The sequence below is a fragment of the Nocardia sp. PE-7 genome, from assembly GCF_030486425.1.
Classification (GTDB): domain Bacteria; phylum Actinomycetota; class Actinomycetes; order Mycobacteriales; family Mycobacteriaceae; genus Nocardia; species Nocardia salmonicida_A.
In genome coordinates this window covers 4,189,246-4,208,595 of the sequence record NZ_CP129614.1, presented here as the reverse complement: position 1 = coordinate 4,208,595, position 19,350 = coordinate 4,189,246, and the positions used below count along the sequence as shown (strand labels likewise).

Annotated in this window: 17 protein-coding genes; 6 read left to right on the top strand and 11 right to left on the bottom strand. The window is 68.3% G+C overall.

From position 1 onward, the window contains the following. Entirely contained in the window at nucleotides 1–789 is a 789-nt protein-coding gene (gene tpiA, locus QX204_RS19900) for a triose-phosphate isomerase (protein WP_301901369.1), read from the top strand. Nucleotides 790–851: 62 nt separating this feature from the next. Here the strand turns inward: tpiA and QX204_RS19895 are convergent, their stop codons facing one another. Both QX204_RS19895 and QX204_RS19890 read right to left on the bottom strand, forming a co-directional pair. After that, on the bottom strand, nucleotides 852–1,637 hold the full coding sequence (locus QX204_RS19895; RefSeq protein WP_301901367.1) for an META domain-containing protein: 786 nt from the start codon (nucleotides 1,635–1,637) through the stop codon (nucleotides 852–854). A 68-nt stretch (nucleotides 1,638–1,705) separates the two neighbouring features. Continuing rightward, a complete protein-coding gene (locus tag QX204_RS19890) occupies nucleotides 1,706–2,221 on the bottom strand; it encodes an MmpS family transport accessory protein (protein ID WP_301901365.1) in 516 nt (171 codons plus the stop codon). 233 nt (nucleotides 2,222–2,454) lie between these two features. Between QX204_RS19890 and QX204_RS19885 the strand changes: the two genes are divergently transcribed. Further along, entirely contained in the window at nucleotides 2,455–4,050 is a 1,596-nt protein-coding gene (locus QX204_RS19885; RefSeq protein WP_301901363.1) for an MFS transporter, read from the top strand. Nucleotides 4,051–4,084: 34 nt separating this feature from the next. Then, entirely contained in the window at nucleotides 4,085–4,318 is a 234-nt protein-coding gene (gene secG / locus QX204_RS19880) for a preprotein translocase subunit SecG (protein WP_056815392.1), read from the top strand. A 73-nt stretch (nucleotides 4,319–4,391) separates the two neighbouring features. On the opposite strand, the gene QX204_RS19875 is transcribed toward secG, so the two are convergent. Both QX204_RS19875 and QX204_RS19870 read right to left on the bottom strand, forming a co-directional pair. Beyond that, nucleotides 4,392–6,569, bottom strand: a complete 2,178-nt coding sequence (locus QX204_RS19875; RefSeq protein ID WP_301908046.1) for a thiamine pyrophosphate-dependent enzyme — start codon at nucleotides 6,567–6,569, stop codon at nucleotides 4,392–4,394. Nucleotides 6,570–6,928: 359 nt separating this feature from the next. Continuing rightward, entirely contained in the window at nucleotides 6,929–7,672 is a 744-nt protein-coding gene (locus tag QX204_RS19870; RefSeq protein ID WP_301901360.1) for a DUF8176 domain-containing protein, read from the bottom strand. Nucleotides 7,673–7,881: 209 nt separating this feature from the next. Here QX204_RS19870 and QX204_RS19865 point away from each other — a divergent pair, with 209 nt between their 5' ends. Then, a complete protein-coding gene (locus tag QX204_RS19865; protein ID WP_301901359.1) occupies nucleotides 7,882–8,016 on the top strand; it encodes a hypothetical protein in 135 nt (44 codons plus the stop codon). A gap of 70 nt (nucleotides 8,017–8,086) precedes the next feature. Here QX204_RS19865 and pgl read toward each other — a convergent pair whose 3' ends face one another. The 5 genes from pgl to tkt are packed head-to-tail and all read right to left on the bottom strand — an operon-like array spanning nucleotide 8,087 to nucleotide 14,625. Then, the gene (gene pgl / locus QX204_RS19860) at nucleotides 8,087–8,872 is read right to left on the bottom strand and encodes a 6-phosphogluconolactonase (RefSeq protein WP_301901358.1); all 786 of its coding nucleotides are present in this window, start codon (nucleotides 8,870–8,872) and stop codon (nucleotides 8,087–8,089) included. After that, nucleotides 8,865–9,773 carry a glucose-6-phosphate dehydrogenase assembly protein OpcA gene (gene opcA, locus QX204_RS19855; protein ID WP_301908045.1) on the bottom strand — a complete coding sequence of 303 codons (909 nt, stop codon included), beginning with the start codon at nucleotides 9,771–9,773 and terminating at the stop codon, nucleotides 8,865–8,867. The genes pgl and opcA overlap by 8 nt, the downstream gene beginning before the upstream one ends. Beyond that, on the bottom strand, nucleotides 9,770–11,341 hold the full coding sequence (gene zwf / locus QX204_RS19850; RefSeq protein ID WP_301901357.1) for a glucose-6-phosphate dehydrogenase: 1,572 nt from the start codon (nucleotides 11,339–11,341) through the stop codon (nucleotides 9,770–9,772). The genes opcA and zwf overlap by 4 nt, the downstream gene beginning before the upstream one ends. A 4-nt stretch (nucleotides 11,342–11,345) precedes the next feature. Then, nucleotides 11,346–12,479 (bottom strand): transaldolase, encoded by a 1,134-nt coding sequence (tal, locus tag QX204_RS19845; RefSeq protein WP_301901356.1) that lies wholly within the window; start codon nucleotides 12,477–12,479, stop codon nucleotides 11,346–11,348. Nucleotides 12,480–12,483: 4 nt separating this feature from the next. Further along, a complete protein-coding gene (gene tkt / locus QX204_RS19840; protein WP_301901355.1) occupies nucleotides 12,484–14,625 on the bottom strand; it encodes a transketolase in 2,142 nt (713 codons plus the stop codon). A gap of 502 nt (nucleotides 14,626–15,127) precedes the next feature. On the opposite strand from tkt, the gene QX204_RS19835 reads away from it, so the two are divergent. Then, entirely contained in the window at nucleotides 15,128–16,063 is a 936-nt protein-coding gene (locus tag QX204_RS19835; protein ID WP_301908044.1) for a heme o synthase, read from the top strand. Nucleotides 16,064–16,154: 91 nt separating this feature from the next. On the opposite strand, the gene QX204_RS19830 is transcribed toward QX204_RS19835, so the two are convergent. Next, entirely contained in the window at nucleotides 16,155–17,633 is a 1,479-nt protein-coding gene (locus tag QX204_RS19830; RefSeq protein ID WP_301901354.1) for an FAD-dependent monooxygenase, read from the bottom strand. Nucleotides 17,634–17,729: 96 nt separating this feature from the next. Here QX204_RS19830 and QX204_RS19825 point away from each other — a divergent pair, with 96 nt between their 5' ends. After that, nucleotides 17,730–18,332, top strand: a complete 603-nt coding sequence (locus tag QX204_RS19825; RefSeq protein WP_301901352.1) for a TetR/AcrR family transcriptional regulator — start codon at nucleotides 17,730–17,732, stop codon at nucleotides 18,330–18,332. Nucleotides 18,333–18,374: 42 nt separating this feature from the next. Here QX204_RS19825 and QX204_RS19820 read toward each other — a convergent pair whose 3' ends face one another. Further along, nucleotides 18,375–19,337, bottom strand: coding sequence for a quinone oxidoreductase family protein (locus QX204_RS19820; RefSeq protein WP_301901350.1), 963 nt, complete (start codon nucleotides 19,335–19,337; stop codon nucleotides 18,375–18,377). Nucleotides 19,338–19,350: the final 13 nt, after the last annotated feature.

Here is a 19,350-nt window from a genome sequence, read left to right as displayed (position 1 = left end):
ATGGCACCACGGAAACCGCTCATCGCGGGCAACTGGAAGATGAACCTCAACCACCTCGAGGCCATCTCCCTGGTGCAGAAGGTGGCGTTCGCGCTGCCCGAGAAGTACTTCGCGAAGGTCGACGTGACGGTGATTGCGCCGTTCACCGATCTGCGCAGTGTGCAGTCGATCGTCGACGGCGACAAACTGCTGATCACCTACGGTGCGCAGGACGTCTCGGCGCACGACTCCGGTGCCTACACCGGTGAGATCAGCGCGGCGATGCTGGCCAAGCTGGGCGCCACCTTCGTGGTGGTCGGGCACTCGGAGCGTCGTCAGTACCACCACGAGGACGACGCGACCGTGCTGGCCAAGGCCAAGCAGGCGCTGAAGTACGAGATCACCCCGATCGTCTGCATCGGTGAGGGTCTCGGCGTCCGCGAGGCGGGCACGCACGTCGAGTACAACCTCGAGCAGCTGCGCGGTTCGCTCAAAGGTCTGACGGCGGACCAGATTTCGCAGGTCGTCATCGCCTACGAGCCGGTCTGGGCCATCGGCACCGGCAAGGTCGCCTCGGCGGGCGACGCGCAGGAAGTGTGCGGCGCGATCCGTGGCGAGCTGGAGAAGCTGGCCTCTCCGGAGATCGCCGCCGGTGTGCGCGTGCTCTACGGCGGCTCGGTGAACGCCAAGAACATCGGTGAGCTGATCCGTCAGCCCGATATCGACGGCGCGCTGGTCGGCGGTGCCTCGCTCAAGGGTGACGAGTTCGCCACCCTGTCGGCGATCGCCGCGGGCGGGCCGCTGCCCTGATCGGGTACTGAACGACGAAGGGCCGGAAACCATCGGGTTTCCGGCCCTTCGCCTTTCGTGCGCTACTGCGCGTGCAGGATGAGGCCGTAGCCGTTGTCGTTGCGCAGAGTGAGAGTGGCCGCGTCGATGGTGGCGGTGGTTCGGCCGTCCAGCGCGCGCAGCACGTTCTGCTCGACCTCCATCACCTCCGGCGGGCACATCATTCTGGTCGTGGCGACGGCGAAGTTCACGGCGTCGCCAGGGCCGACGCCCGCGGTTCCGGTGATCCGATTGCAGCCGGCGAAGCCGTTGACGGTGCCGCCGTCACCGATGGTGAGATTCGGGCTCACCTGGTCCAGAGTGGTCGAGCGGATCTGCGCGTCCGGGGTGAGCATCGTGGTGACCACCCAGGTGGTACCGGTCAGCGGCTTGTCGGGGCTCACGATCTTCTTGTCGGTGAGATGAACCGTGACGGACTCGCCCGTCAGCGTGAGCCGATCACCGTCGAGGCGCCAGGTGGGGTCGGATTCCAGAAAGGTGTTCTGCCAGGCGTCGGCGCCCGCACGGTCGTCGGTACACGCCATCAGGGTGCTCGCCAGCGGCGAGGTGTGCACGACGTGGTTGCTCAGGTCGACGGTGCCGCCCGCGGAGTTGCAGCCGGAGTTCGCCGAGATGCGGCCGTCGGTGAAGGTGAGCGTCATCGGACCGCCGCCCGGGATCTGGTCACCGACGACCTCGGTGGAGACGTAGGTGTGGCCCATCGGCGTGGCGGTGTCGTTCTCGGGTTCCTTGTCGGCTGACCCGCACCCGGCCGCGACTGTGCCGACCAGGACGAGCAGAACAGCCAGAGGACGAGGTGATATCCGCATGGAGCCGATGGTACGGACCACCCCGAACGCCACAGCGCGGTGTTCGGGGCGGTTCGCGAACTCGTTACCTACTGGGCCGCGTCGCCCGAGCAGATGGCGCTCGCGAATTGGCCGCTGGCCTGGTCCTCGGCGATCACTTTGCCGCCGACGGTGATCTTGCAGGAGACCGATCCGCCGTCGGCCCCGGACAGCACGCTCAGCGACACGAACTTCACCAGTCCGGTGACCGTGACCTCCTTGGACCACGGCAGCGTCACCTCGGATTCCTGTGCCACATCCAGACTTCCGTCGGAATAGGTCACCGTCGAGGTCCCGGTGCCACCGGCCTGATAGGAGACGGTGACTTCCCGGCTGACTTCGTTCTCGATCTCATTGGCGACGGTGCCGACGAGCGCGACACAACCGCCGACGACCAGCAGGAGGACCACCAGGACGCCACCGAGCACCCACGGCCACACCTTCTTCTTACGCGGCGGCGGCGGGTAGCCGCCCTGCTGGGGGTAGCCACCGCCGGGCGGTTGCTGGCCGTACGGCGGCGGTTGCTGGCCATAGGGCTGTTGCGGATGGCCGGGTGGGACAGTCATGCGGTTTCCTCCGTGGTGCAGGCTCTCCGAACGACACGGGAGCTCTGTACTGATCGCTCGAAGGCGGCCAGAAGGTAACACCACATCGAAGAATCGCGGGGATATTGTCTTGAAGCACAGGGCATCTGGTGGTTCAGGGTGATCCGTCGCAGCAGGCGGTGGCGGCAGCGCACCGTTGTCGCGGCGGAGACTGCGTGCCGGAGCTCGGTGGTCGCCAGGGATATGCTCGACGCGTGGGCACTGTGGCGGCGGACCGGATCTCGACCTGGGCGCCGTTGCGTTCGCCGGTGTTCAGGGCGTTGTGGATCGCGCAGCTCGTGTCCAATCTGGGCACCTGGATGCAGACGGTCGGCGCGCAGTGGATTCTCGTGGACCAACCGAACGCGGCGGCGCTGGTGTCGTTCGTGCAGACCGCGCTCACCCTGCCGGTGATGTTGCTGTCGATTCCGTCCGGAGTCCTGGCCGACCTGGTCGATCGGCGCAGGTTGCTGATCGGCGCGCAGGCGGGGATGGCGCTGGCCTCGCTCACCCTCACCGTGTTCACCGCCACCGGCCACACCACTCCCGCGGTCCTGCTCAGTCTGCTGTTCTTGCTCGGCTGCGGGCAGGCGCTCACCGCTCCCGCCTGGCAGGCGATCCAACCCGAGCTGGTGCCGCGCGACCAGATCACCTCGGTGGCGGCGCTGGGCAGTATGAGTGTCAATATCGGTCGAGCCGTCGGGCCCGCCGTGGCGGGGGTGATCGTGTCGATAGCGGGGCCCACCGTGGTGTTCGGGTTCAACACGGTCTCGTTCATCGGCATCGTCGTGGTGCTGCTGGCATCGAAGTGGCCGACGCGAACGAGCCCGCTGCCCAGTGAACGGCCGCTCGCGGCGTTGCAGGCGGGCACCCGGTTCATCCGCGCCGCGCCCGCGATCAGGAGGGTGCTGTTTCGCGCGAGCCTGTTCATCGCCCCCGCCAGCGCGGTGTGGTCGCTGCTGCCGGTGATCGCGCACGACCGCCTCGGACTGTCGTCGTCCGGCTACGGTCTGCTGCTCGGAGCGCTCGGGCTCGGCGCGGTGTGCGGCGCGCTCGGATTGTCACGCCTGCGGGTCCTGTTCACCCCCACCCAGCGCCTCGCGCTCGCCGCGGTCCTGTTCGGCCTCGGCGCGGTGGCGGCCGCGCTGGTCCAGAATGTGGTGCTGGTCCTCATCCTGCTGGTCGGGGCCGGTCTGGCATGGCTGCTGGCGATGTCGACGCTGAACTCGACCATGCAGTTGCTCCTGCCCGCCTGGGTCCGCGCCCGCGGGCTGTCGGTGTACATGCTGGTGTTCATGGGTGGGCAGGCGATCGGGTCGCTGCTCTGGGGCCTGGTCGCCGGTGCCTACGGTGCCGTGACGGCGCTGCTGATCGCGGCGGCGATGCTGGCGTGCTGCGCCGTGAGCACCCTGTGGTGGCCGATCCGGCACAACGTCGAGGAGATCGACCTCTCCCCGGCGGCGTACTGGCCCGAGCCGCAACTCGTCGTCGAGCCCGACCCCGCGGACGGCCCCGTCCTGGTGATGCGCGGCTACGACGTGCCACCCGGCGACGTCGCCGCCTTCACCGAGTCGATGGCGCTGGTCGGGCGATCCCGGCAGCGTACGGGCGCCATGGAATGGCGGCTCTATCGCGATGTCGGCACCGTCGACCGCTTCGTGGAAGCCTTCGTCGTGCGGTCGTGGGCCGAGCACATGCACCAGCATCAGGTGCGTCTGACCGCCCGTGATCGGGAGATAGAACAGGCCGTCATCGAGTACTCCGCGGGCCCCCAGACGGTCTCACACCTGGTCGCCGTCGAGCCTGGTTAGACCAGTCGGTCCCGCACCACCTAGGATGAACGTCATGTCGCTGTTCCTCGATATCCTCCTTGTGATCACCAGCTTGCTGTTGGTGCTGCTGGTGCTGCTGCACCGCGCCAAGGGCGGCGGCTTGTCCAGCCTCTTCGGTGGCGGCGTGCAGTCGAGCCTGTCCGGCTCCACCGTCGTCGAGAAGAACCTCGACCGCATCACCATCTTCGTCGGCGTCGTCTGGTTCATCGCGATCCTCGGCATCGGCCTCGAGATCAAGTTCGCCTGAGTTCGCTCCAGGTTCTTGCCCAGCCGGCCGGCGCACAGCATGTCGGTGGCGGGTTCTGGTACCGGTTCTCGACCTAGCCCAGTATCAGACGCCGTGCGGCCGTCTCGATCGCCGACTCGCTCAGCAGCACCGTGTCCGCGGCGGGGCCGAGTGGCACGAAGCTGTCCTCGCTGGTGACTCGGGCGAGTGCTCCACGGTAGCCCGTGTCGATCAGCGCCGCGTAGACCGATTCCGAAACTCCACCGGTGCTCCGGGTTTCATCGGCGACCAACACCTTTCCGGTGGCTTCGGCGTGCTCGATGAGGTCGGCGACCGGGAGCGGATTGAGCCAGCGGAGGTCGAGCACCCGGGCGTGAATTCCTTGGGCGGCAAGGCGATTCATCGTGCGCAGACTCATCGGGACGCCGTTGCCGAAGGTGACGATGGTGAGGTCGGTTCCTTCGCCGTAGGTGCGGGCCTTGCCGATCGGGATGTGTTCGATGGTGGGGGAGGCCGGCCAGGCGTCGTCTCCGGGATGGAGATCTCTGGTGTGGTACAGCGCGATCGGCTCTATGAACACGCAGACTCGGCCGTCGACTCGCGCCGCTGACACGCAGGTGCGCAGCATCGCGGCCGCGTCGTCGGCGCGCGCGGGCACCGCGACGACGACGCCGGGGATATCGCGCAGCGCCGCCAGGGAATCGTCGTTGTGGAAGTGGCCGCCGAAGCCCTTTTGATAGGCGAGGCCGGCGATGCGCAAGACCATCGGATTGCGGTACTGCCCGTTCGAGAAGAACTGCAGGGTGGCCGCTTCGCCGCGGATCTGATCGGCCGCGTTGTGCACGTAGGCCAGGTACTGGACCTCGGGGATCGGGATGAATCCGGCCAAGCCGGTCCCGAGCGCGGTGCCGAGGACGGACTGTTCATCGAGGAGGGTGTCGAAGACCCGGCGCGCTCCGAAGCGTTTTCTGAGTCCCTTCGTGACGCCGTAGACGCCGCCCTTGCGGCCGACATCCTCGCCGAACACCAGGACGTCGGGGTCCATGGCGAGCAGCTCGCCGAGGGTGTGATTGATCGCCTGCGCCAGGGTCATCCGGAGGTCGGTTGCCCCGGCGGGATCGGGAGGCCGGGGCGATGATGCGCGAGGTCGTTCGTCAGCCGATGACTGTGGAGAGAGCGTCGACGGACCGAGGCGGGCGACATCGTCGCGGATCGCGGTGGGACGAGTCGGCGCCAGCGGCGCGATCACGGCCGCGGCGGAATCGAGCCGTGCCTCGTGAACCACCTCGTCGGCGGTCTCGCGCACGCGCGCGCCGATCCGCTCGTAGCGCGCGAGGAGATCGCCCGCGTCGGCGGCACCCGCCGCGATCAGATAGCGGGCGGTGCCGAGAAGGGGGTCGCGGGCGAGGTCGGCGGCGATATCGGCCCGACCGCGATAGGCGGACTCGACATCGGAACCGGCGTGTCCGCCGAGTCGGACCGTGCGCAGGTGCAGAAATACCGGCATCCGCCAGGTCCGCGCCAGGTGCACCGCGTCTTCGGCGGCACCGAGAACGTCGGGCAGGTCGCAGCCGTCGGCGGCGAGGTAGGTGAGCCCCGGCCGTGGGCCGTAGGCACGTTCGATCCAGTCCGGGGCGGTCGGCACGCTGATGCCGAGGCCGTTGTCCTCGCAGACGAACACCAGCGGCATCGGCACGCCCTGATGGGCGGCGTGCAGGGCGGCATTGACCGCACCGACCGCCGTCGAATGGTTGGCTGACGCATCCCCGAAACTGCAGACCACCACCGCGTCAGCGGGCCACGGGCACGAAACCCCTTGCTTCGCGGCCCGATCCAGCGCGAAGGCCAACCCCACCGCACGCGGCAGATGCGAAGCGATGGTCGAGGTCTGCGGAATGATCGACGCCGCCGCACTCCCGATCACCTTGTGCCGACCACCGGAAATCGGATCAGCGGCCGCCGCCACAACCCCGAGCAGCACGTCCCTGATCGGATCCAGTCCCGGAATCCGCTTGCATCGCTGCACGAAGAAGGCCGCCGACCGATAGTGCAACAACGCCGGATCATCGACGCGTGCCGCGGCCGCCACCGCCGCATTCCCCTCATGCCCCGAAGACCCGATGCTGTAGAACCCCTGTCGAGCGGCCCCGAGCCGCCGAGCCGCCAGATCGAGATGCCGACTGGCAACCTGCGACTCGAACAATTCGATCCCGAACGCGAAGTCGACGGTACCGATCGGCTCGATCCGGTCGGGCACAGCGAGGCTGTCCATCGCCGCCCGAAAGGCCCCATCGAGGTCAAGCGAACCCAGTGCCACCGCCACAACTCCTCGCCCGCAGTCGAGTCGACGTCCGAACCGTCGGCATGCCAAGAAAGCTACTGCGATCCTCGATCGACGACGTGCAATTCCCGCCAGAAGCGCGCACCTGTGTTTTCCCGCCGACGAGCATCCGCATGTTCCGCCGCAGCAACCGCAGTACCAGCAGGCCCCTGCTCGATACGGTGCTCCGCAACCGAATTACTCAGAACACTCCCGTGCTGGGATTCGCCACGTGGAGCACCGTGCGCGGTGAAGCCGGCATGTGCCTCCCGGATCCGCGCGCGGTCCCGGGCTGACAGTCGAACCGAATCTCACTGTCCCCGTACGGTAATCGCCGTGATCATCGTTCGACCGTCGCGGACGGTGGTGGTGATGAGTTGGGTGTAGAGCAGGTCTTCTGCCGACGTACCGCCGGGGCGACGCTCGGTCAGGTCGAGTTCGTAGTCGTCCGGACCGATCTGGTTGATCTGGGCGCAGTAGGTGGTTCCGAGCGGGACGTGCTCATCGATGCCGCGCTGGATGGTCGGGGCCGAACCGACGCTGTCGGCGTCGGGTGCCACATACGACCTCGCCTTTTCCCCATTGCGGTCGCTGTAGAACGCGTACTCGAAGCCGAGGATCGCGCCCGGCCCGGAGTTGTGGTCACCCGGACCGCGGCCGACGGTCAGACTGCCGCGCTGTTCGTCGACACAGGGCAGTGGTCCAGCGGTCTTTCGGGTCGTCGGCGGGCTGGTGGCGGCGATGAGCACGGCTGCTTCCGGTTCGCTGTCTCGACCTGCCACGACGGCGTAGGTCAGCGCCGCCACGCCGACCACGATCGTCGCCACCGAAGCCAGGACGACGATGCCGATCCTGCTGCGACCCGGTGGCTCGATACCCGTGTGCGCCTGGAACCGCGGGGGTGGCGGCGGAATCATCGGCTCCGGATCGGCCGGTCGCCACGAAGTCGGCGCGTACCCCGGCACAATCGCCACCGGATCAGGCCCGAGTGCCTCCAGTGGTGAACCGAACGGTGACCCCGAACTCTCGTCCTCCCGTGGTCCTGTGAAACCCACCCATCACCCTTTCCCGTCCCATGCCGGCACCTCGCAGCCGACCCAAGCGCAACCTCGGCACACGGGGCACGGCAGCACCACAGGTCGGCACCCACGATGATCCCGGTCGGCAACTCGTCCCCCGCCACACCGATCGCCCGACATATTAACCGGGCGCTGTCATGAACCGACTAGCCGGGATGTGAAAGGGCGACAGGCGGATTCGCCTCGTGACGGACCGCATCTTTCCGAAAGCGAACCGGTGGGCCTCCCTGCCAGGGTTGCCCGACCACGCCAACATCGCCGAAGACGGCACCCACGAAGAACTTCTCCACCGCACGCCGCTACGCCGACTTCTGGGCTAGTTCCCTGACCCCGGTCACCTGACACGACGAAGCCGGGCCGCGATCATCGGGCCCGGCTTCGTCAGGTGCGTTATTCGTCGTCGAGCAGCAGACCCGTCGCGGCGGGTTCGTCGATCACCCAGGTGGTCGACTCGATGCCGACCGCGCCGGCCGACGGGATGTCGTCGGGGGAGGCGCCGTTGACGGCGGCGGCCACCGCGGCGGCCTTGGCTTCGCCGCTGACCACGAGCATCACGTGGCGGGAGCGGTGGATCGCGGGCAGGGTCATCGTGATCCTGGTCGGCGGGGGCTTCGGGCAATTGTGTACGGCGACAACGTAATCCTTGGTTTCCTGCACTGCGGGGGAGTGTGGGAACAGGGAGTCGATGTGGCCTTCGGCGCCCATGCCGAGAACGGTGAGGTCGAACTCGCCGCGCTCGTCGAGTTCGGTGTGCACGAGCTGGGCGTAGGCGGCGGCGGCTTCCTCGGGGGAGCCGTAGGCGCCATCGGAAGGGGCGATCGGGAAGACGTGCGCCGGATCGAGCGGGACGAAGTCCAGCAGTGCTTCGCGAGCCTGGAGTTCGTTGCGGTCCTTGTCGCCGTCGGGGACGAAACGCTCGTCGCCCCAGTAGACGTAGAGGGTGGACCAGTCGATGTCGCCGGGGGACCGGCGGACTCGCTCGAGGAGCCGGATGCCGTCGCTGCCGCCGGTGAGAGAGACCGACGCGTGGCCGCGTTCGGCCTGGGCGGTGACGATCACATCGACGAAGCGCTCGGCGGCCGCGTCGGCGAGGAACTCGGCGTCGTCGTGGATCTCGATCGTGTTGGCGGGGAATTCGGCACCGAGGTCGTCGTGCACGTCTATGTGGTCACTCATAGGTCACCTTCTCGATTCCGGCGAGCGCCTCGGCGTAGATCTCGTCGGCATCGAGCCGGCGCAGTTCTTCGGCGAGACAATCGCGAGTTTCCCGGCGTGCCAGCGCGATCCGCTGGTCGGGTTCGCCGGTGCGGGTCAGCGTGGCCGTCCTTCCTAGTTGCGGGCGTTCGATGGCGATCGAATCGGTGGCGCGCTGGATCTCCACCTTCAACTCCCCGGTCTTGCGGATCACCGGGCAGTGCAGACGCGACGCCAGCCAACCGGCCAGGGTGTCGAGCGCGGGTTCGGAGGCCAGGCCCGACACGGTCACCGAGACAACCGGTTCGAACGGCGGCTCGTCCAGCGCCGCGGCCAGCAGTGCGCGCCAGTAGGTGATGCGGCTCCATGCCAGATCGGTGTCGCCGGTCGCGTAGGAGTAGCGACGCTTCTTGATCGCGGCCTGTGGATCGCGGGCGTAGGTGGCATCGGTGATGCGGCGCTTGGCCAGCTTGCCCACCGAGTCCATCGACGGGAAGTCCGGCGCGCCACGCGGCCACCACGCCACCACCGGGGTGTCGGGCAGCAGGAACGGGGTCACGACGCTGCTCTCGTGGTTCACCAGCGCGCCCTGCAGGCGCAGCACGATCACCTCGGCCGCACCTGCGTCGCCGCCGACGCGGATCTGAGCGTCGAGGCGGGTCTCGGCATCGCGGTCACCGCGGGCCAGCACGATGACGCGGCAGGGATGTTCGCGGCTGGCGTCGTTGGCGGCGTCGATCGCGTCCTCGGCCTCCGAGGAGTCCAGCGTGCACACCACCAGGGTGAGCACCCGGCCCTGGGTGATCACGCCATTGGTCTCGCGCAACTGCACCATCCGCTTGCCGACAGCGACTGTGTCGGTGTCGGGCATGTCGACGATCACGGACGCCGCCATTCCCGCCCGCTGCGCGCGAGCATCTCATCGGCCGAGGTGGGACCCCAGGTACCGGACTCGTAGGGTTCGGGTTTGCCGCCCGCGGCCCAGTGCGCGAGCACGGGATCGAGGATGCGCCAAGACAATTCGACCTCCGCGTTGACCGGGAACAGCGACGGCACGCCGAGCAGCACGTCGAGGATCAGCCGTTCGTAGGCCTCGGGGGAGGACTCGGTGAACGCCTCGCCGTAGCTGAAGTCCATGTTCACGTCGCGTACTTCCATGCCGGAGCCGGGGACTTTGGAGCCGAAGCGCAAAGTGATGCCCTCGTCCGGTTGCACCCGGATGACCAGCGCGTTCTGGCCGAGCTCCTCGGTCATGGTCTGGTCGAAGGGCAGGTGCGGCGCGCGCTTGAACACCACCGCGATCTCGGTCACCCTGCGGCCGAGGCGTTTTCCGGTGCGCAGATAGAACGGCACACCCGCCCAGCGCCGGTTCTCCACGTGCAGGGTGATCGCGGCGTAGGTCTCGGTCCGCGACTGCGGATCGAAGCCCTCTTCCTGATGCAGGCCGACCACGTGCTCGCTGCCCTGCCAGCCCTCGGTGTACTGCCCGCGCGCGGTGGTCTCGTCCAGCGGCGCGACGAGTTTGGTGGCCGAGAGGGCCTTGATCTTCTCGGTGGTGAGCTGCATCGGCTCGAAGGAGGTCGGCTCCTCCATCGCGGTCAGCGCGAGCAACTGCAACAGGTGGTTCTGGATGACGTCACGCGCGGCGCCGATCCCGTCGTAATAGCCCGCGCGACCGCCCAATCCGATGTCCTCGGCCATGGTGATCTGCACGCTGTCGACATAGTTGGCGTTCCAGATCGGCTCGAACAACTCGTTGGCGAAGCGCAGCGCCAGAATGTTCTGAACCGTTTCCTTGCCGAGGTAGTGGTCGATGCGAAAGACCTGCTCTTCGGGGAAGACCCGGTTGACCAGGGCGTTGAGTTCCTTGGCGCTGGTCAGGTCGTGGCCGAACGGCTTCTCGATCACCACGCGCCGCCACGGGGTGTACCCGTCGGGGTCGGGGGTGGCCTGAGCCAGATTGTGCTCGGAGAGCTGATCGAGCACCACGGGGAACATGTTCGGCGGAATCGACAGGTAGAAGGCGTAATTGCCGCCGGTGCCGCGAGTCCGGTCGAGCGTGTGCAGGGTGTCGGCGAGCGTCGCGAAGGCCGCGTCGTCGTCGAAACTGCCCTGCACGAACCGCACCCCCTCGGCCAGGTGGTCCCAGACCTCCTGGCGGAAAGGGGTGCGCGCGTGCTTCTTCACGGCCTCGAGTACCACCGAGGCGAAGTCTTCGTCGGCGTAGTTGCGCCGAGCGAAGCCGACCAGAGCGAAACCGGGGGGAAGCAACCCTTGGTTCGCCAGGTCATAGATGGCCGGCATCAGCTTCTTACGGGACAGATCTCCGGTGACGCCGAAGATCACCATGGAGCACGGGCCCGCGATGAAGGGGACCCGTTTGTCGCGTTCGTCGCGCAGCGGGTTGTGCCACAGCCCCGCCGCCTGATCCGTCGATGCTGTGCCGGCCATCGTGTTAGTTGCCCTCCGCAGCGACGCCGAGCGCGCCGGTGGTCGCCTCGATCAGTTCACCCCACGCGCTCTCGAACTTGTCGACGCCTTCGCGCTCGAGCAGCGCGAACACATCGTCGAGATCGATTCCGACCGCTGCCAGATCGGCGAAGACCTGGGCGCCCTCGGCGCCACGGCCGCTGAGCGTGTCGCCCAGCACCTCGCCGTGATCGGCGAACGCCTGCAGAGTCTTCTCCGGCAGGGTGTTGACCGTGTTCGGGCCGACGAGTTCGGTGACGTAGAGGGTGTCGGGGTAATCCGGGTTCTTCACCCCGGTCGACGCCCACAGCGGCCGCTGCCGGTTGCCGCCCTGTGCGGCCAGGTGGTTGTAGGTGGAGGTATGCGCGCCACCGTCGAACACATCCTGGTACTCGGCGTACGCCAGCCGCGCGTTGGCCACCCCGGCCTTGCCGCGCAGGGCGAGGGCCTCCGGGGTGCCGATCGCCTCGAGGCGCTTGTCGATCTCGGTGTCCACGCGGGAGACGAAGAACGAAGCGACCGAGTGGATCTTGGCCAGGTCGTGGCCGACGATCTTGGCGTTGCGCAGACCGTCGAGGTAGGCGCCCATCACCGCGCGGTAGCGCGGCACCGAGAAGATCAGCGTCACGTTCACGCTGATGCCCTCACCGATCACCGAGGTGATCGCGGGCAGGCCCGCCTCCGTGGCCGGGATCTTGATGAACAGGTTCTTGCGGTCGACGATCTTCCACAGCTCGATCGCCTGGGCGACGGTCTTGTCGGCGTCGAAGGCGAAACGTGGGTCGACCTCGATCGACACGCGCCCGTCCACGCCACCGGTCGCCTCGAACACCGGCGCGAGCACGTCGCAGGCGGCGCGCACGTCGTCGGTGGTCATCGTGCGGATCGCCGCGTCGGCGTCGGCGCCTTGGGACGCAAGGTCTTTGAGCTGCGCCTCGTAGGCGTGGCCCACACTCAGCGCGGCCTGGAAGATGCTCGGGTTGGTGGTGACACCGACGACGCTGCGGGTCGCGACCAGCTCGGCGAGGTTGCCGGACTGGATGCGATCACGCGAGAGATCGTCGAGCCACACCGAGACGCCCGCGGCCGAGAGCGCGGCGAGATTCTCGTTCTGTGCCATGGTTTTACCCCTTCACCTTGTCGGTGGAACGCAGTGCCGCGCGGACGACGGCATCGGGGGTGATACCGAATTCGCGGTACAGAGTCTTGTAGTCGGCCGACGCGCCGAAGTGATCGATGGACACGATTTCGCCCGCGTCACCGACGAATCGGTACCACGGCATCGCGATACCGGCTTCGACCGCGACCCTGGCCCGCACCGACGGGGGCAGCACTTCGTCGCGGTATCCCTGATCCTGCACGTCGAACCACTCCACACACGGCATCGAGACCACGCGGGTCGGGATGCCCTGCTCCTCCAGGGTAGTGCGCGCGGCGACCGCGAGGTGGACCTCGGAGCCGGTGCCGATGAGGATCACTTCCGGGGTGCCGGTGGATGCCTCGGCCAGCACGTAGCCGCCCTTCTTGACGCCCTCGTAGCTGGTGCCCTCCAGGGTGGGAACGTCCTGGCGGGTCAGTGCCAGTGCGGACGGGCCGTCCTGCTGCGGCGACTCGTACACCGGGAAGTGCGAGGTGTGCTCGTCGGAGTCACGCTCGAGCACGGTGCGCCAGGCGTGCACGGTCTCGTTGGCGTCGGCCGGGCGCACCACGTTGAGGCCCGGGATCGCGCGCAGCGCGGCCAGGTGCTCGACCGGCTGGTGGGTCGGGCCGTCCTCGCCGAGGCCGATGGAGTCGTGGGTCCACACGTAGATCGCGGGCACCCGCATCAGCGCGGCCAGGCGGACGGCCGGGCGCATGTAGTCACTGAACACCAGGAAGGTGCCGCCGTAGGGGCGGGTGGGGCCGTGCAGCGCGATGCCGTTGAGGATCGAGCCCATCGCGTGCTCACGGATACCGAAGTGCAGGGTGCGCCCGTACGGGTTGGCCTTCCACGCGCCGGTGGAGATCGACTCGGGGCCGAAGCTCGGCTGGCCGGGCATCGTGGTGTTGTTGGACTCGGCCAGGTCGGCCGAACCGCCCCACAGTTCGGGCAACTCGTCGGCGACCGCGGCGAGGAACTTGCCCGACGCTTTGCGGGTGGCCATGCCCTTGGGGTCGACCTCGAAGCTCGGCAGCGCCTCGGTCCAGCCCTTGGGCAGGGTGCGGGTCTGCAGGCGATCGAACAGCGCCTTGTTCGACGGGTTGGCCTCGGCCCACTCGTCGAAGCCCTGCTGCCACTGCGCCTGTGCCTGCGCGCCGCGGGCCTGTGCCTTGCGGGTGTGCTCGATGACGGCCGGGTCCACCTCGAAGGACTTCTCCGGGTCGAAGCCGAGCGCCTTCTTCACCGCGGCGACCTCGTCGGGGCCGAGCGCGGCGCCGTGCGCGCCGCCGGTGTTCATCTTGTTCGGGGCGGGGAAGCCGATGATGGTGCGCAGGATGATGATCGAGGGCTTGGACGTCTCGGCCCTGGCCGCGTCGAGGGCCTTCTCGATGGCCACCACGTCTTCGCCGCCTTCGACGATCTGCACCTGCCAGCCGTAGGCCTCGTAGCGCTTGGCCACGTCTTCGGTGAAGGCGATGTCGGTGTCGTCCTCGATGGAGATCTCGTTGTCGTCGTAGATCACCACGAGGTTGCCCAGCTGCTGGGTGCCCGCGAACGAGGAGGCCTCGGCGGTGACGCCCTCCTGCAGGTCGCCGTCGGAGGCGATCGTGTAGATGAAGTGGTCGAACGGGCTGGTGCCCTCGGCGGCGTTCGGATCGAACAGCCCGCGCTCACGTCGCGCGGCCATCGCCATGCCGACCGCGGAAGCCAGACCCTGGCCCAGCGGGCCGGTGGTGATCTCGACGCCGTCGGTGTGGCGGAACTCGGGGTGACCCGGAGTGAGCGAGCCCCACTGGCGCAGCTGCTCGAGGTCGGTGAGCTCCAGGCCGAAACCGGCCAGGTAGAGCTCGATGTAGAGGGTGAGGCTGGAATGCCCACAGGACAGCACGAACCGGTCGCGACCGACCCAGCTGGGGTCCGCGGGGTTGTGGCGCATCGTGCGCTGGAACAGGGTGTAGGCGACCGGCGCGAGGCTCATCGCGGTGCCGGGGTGCCCGTTGCCCGCCTTCTGCACGGCGTCGGCAGCGAGTACCCGGGCGGTGTCGACGGCCAAGGTGTCGAGGTCCGTCCAGTCGCTGGGGTAGTTCCGCTGAGTGAGGGCGCGAATGTCGTCTGTGACTGGCACGACCGTGGTTCTCCTGACCTAGGTTTCGTCGACGGCGATAGCTTGGCTGCGGCGATGATGATCGAAGCGGGTCGCACGCGGCCGGGGTGCGTACCGATGTACAGGAATACCCTAGTGGTGCTGTGACACCGGATTGGCGCGAACCCTGGCAGTGAGTCTAGTGCGGATCGTCGCGTACCGGCGGTGTGCGGTGTCGACCGTCGCCGCGACGCACGCGAGGCCCGTCGCGGTGCCGTTCACCTGCGCGTCGATACGGGTTCACCGCCGCGTGGGCCCGGGATGCGCGGTCGCGAAGCGTAGTGACCGCGCCCACGGTGGCGGGGGTCTGGCGCGGAGCGGCAGGTGAGTGGGTCTACCATCCTCTGTAGTAGTGGCCGCGCCGCAGCCGCGCGCTGCTCGTTCCATTACCGGATGCGAAGCGAAGCACAGCGTGCGAGGAGAAACAGTGCGGATCGGTCACGAGCCGGGTAGTAGCGGTGCGCACGGAACTTCGTCGACGGCCCTGGCCGACCGCCTCGCGGGCGACAGTCTGGCCGCGCGAATCGTGCGCAAGCCCCTTGCCTATATCGCGCTCACCAAGCCACGCGTGATCGAGCTGCTGCTCGTCGCGACCATTCCGACGATGCTGTTGGCCGACCGCGGCACCGTCGACATCCGGCTCATCCTGGTCACCCTGTTCGGTGGCTGGATGGGCGCGGCCAGTGCCAACACCCTCAACTGTGTCGCCGACGCCGACATCGACAAGGTGATGAAGCGGACCGCGCGGCGGCCATTGGCCCGCGATGCGGTGCCGACCTCGCACGCGCTCGTGTTCGGCGTCGCGCTCGGCGCGATCTCCTTCTCCTGGCTGTGGTGGCAGGCCAACCTGCTCAGCGGCGCGCTCGTCGTCGCGACGATCCTGTTCTACGTTTTCGTCTACACCAAGGGCCTCAAGCGCCGGACCTCGCAGAATGTGGTGTGGGGCGGCGCGGCCGGGTGCATGCCCGCACTGGTGGGCTGGTCCGCGGTGACCGGAGATATCGGCTGGCCCGCGCTGGTGCTGTTCGCGGTGATCTTCTTCTGGACGCCGCCGCACACCTGGGCGCTGGCCATGCGCTACAAGGAGGACTACCGCGCGGCCGGTGTGCCGATGCTGCCGGTGGTCGCCACCGAGCAGGTGGTGACCAAGCAGATCGTCATCTACACCTGGTTGACGGTGCTGGCGACGATGGCGTTGGTGCCCGCGACAGGCGTCATCTACGCGGCGGTCGCGCTGGTGGCCGGCGCCTGGTTCCTGCTGATGGCGCACCAGCTCTACGCCGGGGTGCGTCGTGGCGAGTCGGTGAAGCCGCTGAAGTTGTTCCTGCAGTCGAACAACTACCTCGCGGTGGTGTTCTGTGGTCTGGCCGTCGACTCGGTGCTCGGGTGGGACACGGTGGGCAGCCTCGTCGGGCTGTAAGACATTCTTTCGCGACAGTGGCCGGGCAGCGATGCCCGGCCACTGTCGTTTCCGGACCCGGCGGCGTCGGGTCCGGGATGGCGGGTGAAGGTCACCAGCGATGTGCGAGGTGGCCGTCCGGTCGGATCAGGACGGCGGTGCCGGAGGTGGCCGCGTAGGCGGTGAAGGCGTGGCCGTCGGTGTCGACGAGCGTCGTGAACGTGGGGCGGTCGGTGTCGGCGGATCGGTGGCTGAGGGCGTCGAACCGGTGGATCTCGACGGTGTGGAGGTCGGGATCATCGAGGGATGCGGCGTCTGGCGCGGCGGACCCGGGCGTCGGGGCGAAACGCAACAGGGTGGCATGCGGGCCACGGAAGAGGTCGAACAGGCGGATCGGTCGGCCGGATTCGTCGTGTAGCGGGGCGTCCGGTGCTCGGTCGCCCGCGACGAGGGGGCCGTGCTCGGCGGGGGAGCGATAGGTGATGCCGAGCTGGCGGGTTTCAGGGCCGCGCCGCATCGCGTCCTCGTCACCGTCGACGAGTTTGTCGAGGAGTTCGGTGCTCAGGCCCAGGATTCGGGCCGCCACGGTGCGGCGTTCGGATTCGTAGGTGTCGAGCGGGGCGGGGTCGCCGCTGAGGGCGGCGGCCAGTTTCCAGCCCAGGTTGTAGGCGTCCTGGACGCCGGTGTTCAAACCCTGGCCGCCGGTGGGCGGGTGGACGTGGGCGGCATCGCCCGCGAGGAGCACCCGACCGTCGCGGAATCGTTCGGCAAGTCGAATGTTGGGGCGCCACATCGTGATCCAGGACAGGTCGCTCAGCCGCAGACCTTCCTCGGGGCCATAGCGGTCGGCGAGTTCTTGCAGCGTGGCCAGATCGGGGGAGCGGTCGTCGGCCAGCGGGGCGGCGAACTGGAACCGCCGTGCGCCCGGTAGCGGGGACAGGGCGAAGCCGGTCATGGGCTGGTCGGCCGAGGCGGCGAACCAGTAGCCGCACTCGTGGTCGAGGGAGTCGGCGCGGACATCGCCGAGCAGCATCCTGATCGAGTCGTCGGTGCTGCCGTCGAACGCGATCCCGAGGCGCTTGCGCACCGCGCTCGCGCCACCGTCGGCGCCGACCAGGTAGCTCGCGCGCACCGACTCCGTATGGCCGTCGCGGTGCAGTGTCGCCGTGACGCCGGCGTCGTCCTGGCTGAAATCCGCCAGCGCCGTGCCGAATTCGACCGTCACCCCGAGCTCGGCGAGCCGTGCACGCAGGATCGCCTCGGTGTCGGACTGACCGAGTACCCAGGCATTCGGATACGGCACATCCGGTGTCGGCTCGACGGGTTCGGCCATGCGGCGCTCGCCGACGAAGGTCCCCGCGAAGTAGGCGCGCATCACCGGGAGCTCGCACCCGGCCGCCAGGACCGCGTCGATGACGCCGAGGTCGTCGAACACCTCCAGGGTGCGCGGTTGCAGGCCGTCTCCGCGCGATCCCCGGAACGGCGAATCGGCGCGATCGACGATCCGGACGTCCACGCCGCGCCGGGCGAGGTCGATGGCCAGCGTGAGACCGGTCGGGCCCGCACCGGCGACGAGTACCTGTTCTGACATGGGAAATACCTCCTGGAACAAGAACTGAACTGAAATTCAGTGAATATGAATTCAGTTTCAGTGTTGGTACCGTGCTTGTCAAGGAGGTGATGTCCGGTGGCGGGCAGCAGGCGCGAGAAATCCGCGGAAACCGAGCAGGCACTCAAGGCCGCCGCCCGGCAGGTCTTCGCCGAACACGGCTACCTGAACGCGAAGATCACCGACATCACCACCGCCGCGGGCCGTGCCGCGGGCTCGTTCTACAACCACTTCGCGAGCAAAGAGGAACTGCTGCAAGCGCTTCTGCGCGATATGGCCGTCGCGAGCGACGAGCGCGCGGCAGATCCCGAGCACAACGGCGACTTCACCGATGCGGCGGCAGTGCGATACCACGTGCGCGGCTACTGGACCTTCGCCCGCGAACATGCCTCGGTCCTGCGCGCGATAGGGCAGGCGGCCCTGGTGAGCCCGGACTTCGCCCGGATCATCGCCGGGTTCGGCGCGGAGCAGCGCGCCGATATCGCCGACCATGTGGCCGACTTCCCGGACCGTGGGCTGCGCCTGCCGGGCACCGTCGACGCCAGCCTGGCCATGATGTTCGCCGCGGTCGACGGAACGCTGCGCATGGTCGAAGACGGTTCGGTGACCCTCACCGACGAGGAGGCGATCGAGTCGATCACCCGCTTCGTCTACCGCGGCCTCACGGGCCGCGACTACTGAACAGAGCGCGGGGCCGGACACCGGAGTGTCCGGCCATGGCGGCTAGGGCAGCAGGACGATCGAGCCGGTGGTCTTGCGGTCGGCCAGGTCGCGATGCGCCTGGGCGGCCTCGGCCAACGGATAGGTGGCGCCGATGCGGAGGTTCAGGCTTCCCGCGGCGATCCAGTCGAAGACATCGGTTGCGCGCCAGAGGAATTCGGTGCGATCACGGGTGTATGCGCCCAGCGACGGGCGGGTGAGCCAGAGGGAGCCGGCGGCATTGAGGCGTTGGGGGTCGAAGGGTGGGACCGCGCCACTGGCCGCGCCGAACAGGGCAAGGGTGCCGCGGACTCGGAGCGAGGCGAGGCTCGCTTCGAATGTACTGGCACCGACGCCGTCGTAGACCGCGGCGACGCCGATGCCGTCGGTGAGGTCGCGCACGCGGGCGGCGAGGTCGTCGTCGTAGCGCAGAACCTCGGTGGCGCCCGCTTCGCGCGAGAGCTTCTCCTTGGCGTCGGTGGACACCGTGGTGATGACCCTGGCGCCCTTCGCGACGGCCATCTGGGTGAGCAGCAGGCCGACGCCGCCCGCGCCCGCGTGGACGAGGACCGGGTCGCCGGGTTCGGGGGAGAACACCGATTCGGTCAGGTAGTGGGCGGTCATGCCCTGCAGGAGGGCGGCGGCCGCGACGGCGGGCTCGACGTCGGGCACCTTCACCGCGACCGCCTCGTCGACGGCGACCAGGTCCGCGTAGCTGCCGGGCGCCGACGCCCAGGCGACTCGATCGCCGACGGCGAACTCGGTGACGTCGGAACCGATCGCCACCACGATGCCCGTGCCCTCGGAGCCGGGCAGGTAGGGCGTCGCCTGCGGATACTGGCCGGTGCGGAAGTAGATGTCGATGTAGTTGACGCCGACACCCTGGGTCTCGACCAGCAGCTGACCTGGACCGGCCTGCGGGTCCGGCACCTCGACGTATCGCAGGACCTCGGGACCACCGTGCTCGGAAACCTGAATCGCGCGCATGAGTCCCCTTTCT

What these genes read in the sequence shown, in the direction of transcription:
- tal (WP_301901356.1), bottom strand. Translation starts at nt 12,479, where the DNA reads ATGGCACAGAACGAGAATCTCGCCGCGCTCTCGGCCGCGGGCGTCTCG.
- zwf (WP_301901357.1), bottom strand. Translation starts at nt 11,341, where the DNA reads ATGGCCGGCACAGCATCGACGGATCAGGCGGCGGGGCTGTGGCACAAC.
- pgl (WP_301901358.1), bottom strand. Translation starts at nt 8,872, where the DNA reads ATGAGTGACCACATAGACGTGCACGACGACCTCGGTGCCGAATTCCCC.
- secG (WP_056815392.1), top strand. Translation starts at nt 4,085, where the DNA reads ATGTCGCTGTTCCTCGATATCCTCCTTGTGATCACCAGCTTGCTGTTG.
- QX204_RS19820 (WP_301901350.1), bottom strand. Translation starts at nt 19,337, where the DNA reads ATGCGCGCGATTCAGGTTTCCGAGCACGGTGGTCCCGAGGTCCTGCGA.
- QX204_RS19895 (WP_301901367.1), bottom strand. Translation starts at nt 1,637, where the DNA reads ATGCGGATATCACCTCGTCCTCTGGCTGTTCTGCTCGTCCTGGTCGGC.
- QX204_RS19875 (WP_301908046.1), bottom strand. Translation starts at nt 6,569, where the DNA reads ATGGACAGCCTCGCTGTGCCCGACCGGATCGAGCCGATCGGTACCGTC.
- QX204_RS19890 (WP_301901365.1), bottom strand. Translation starts at nt 2,221, where the DNA reads ATGACTGTCCCACCCGGCCATCCGCAACAGCCCTATGGCCAGCAACCG.
- QX204_RS19830 (WP_301901354.1), bottom strand. Translation starts at nt 17,633, where the DNA reads ATGTCAGAACAGGTACTCGTCGCCGGTGCGGGCCCGACCGGTCTCACG.
- tpiA (WP_301901369.1), top strand. Translation starts at nt 1, where the DNA reads ATGGCACCACGGAAACCGCTCATCGCGGGCAACTGGAAGATGAACCTC.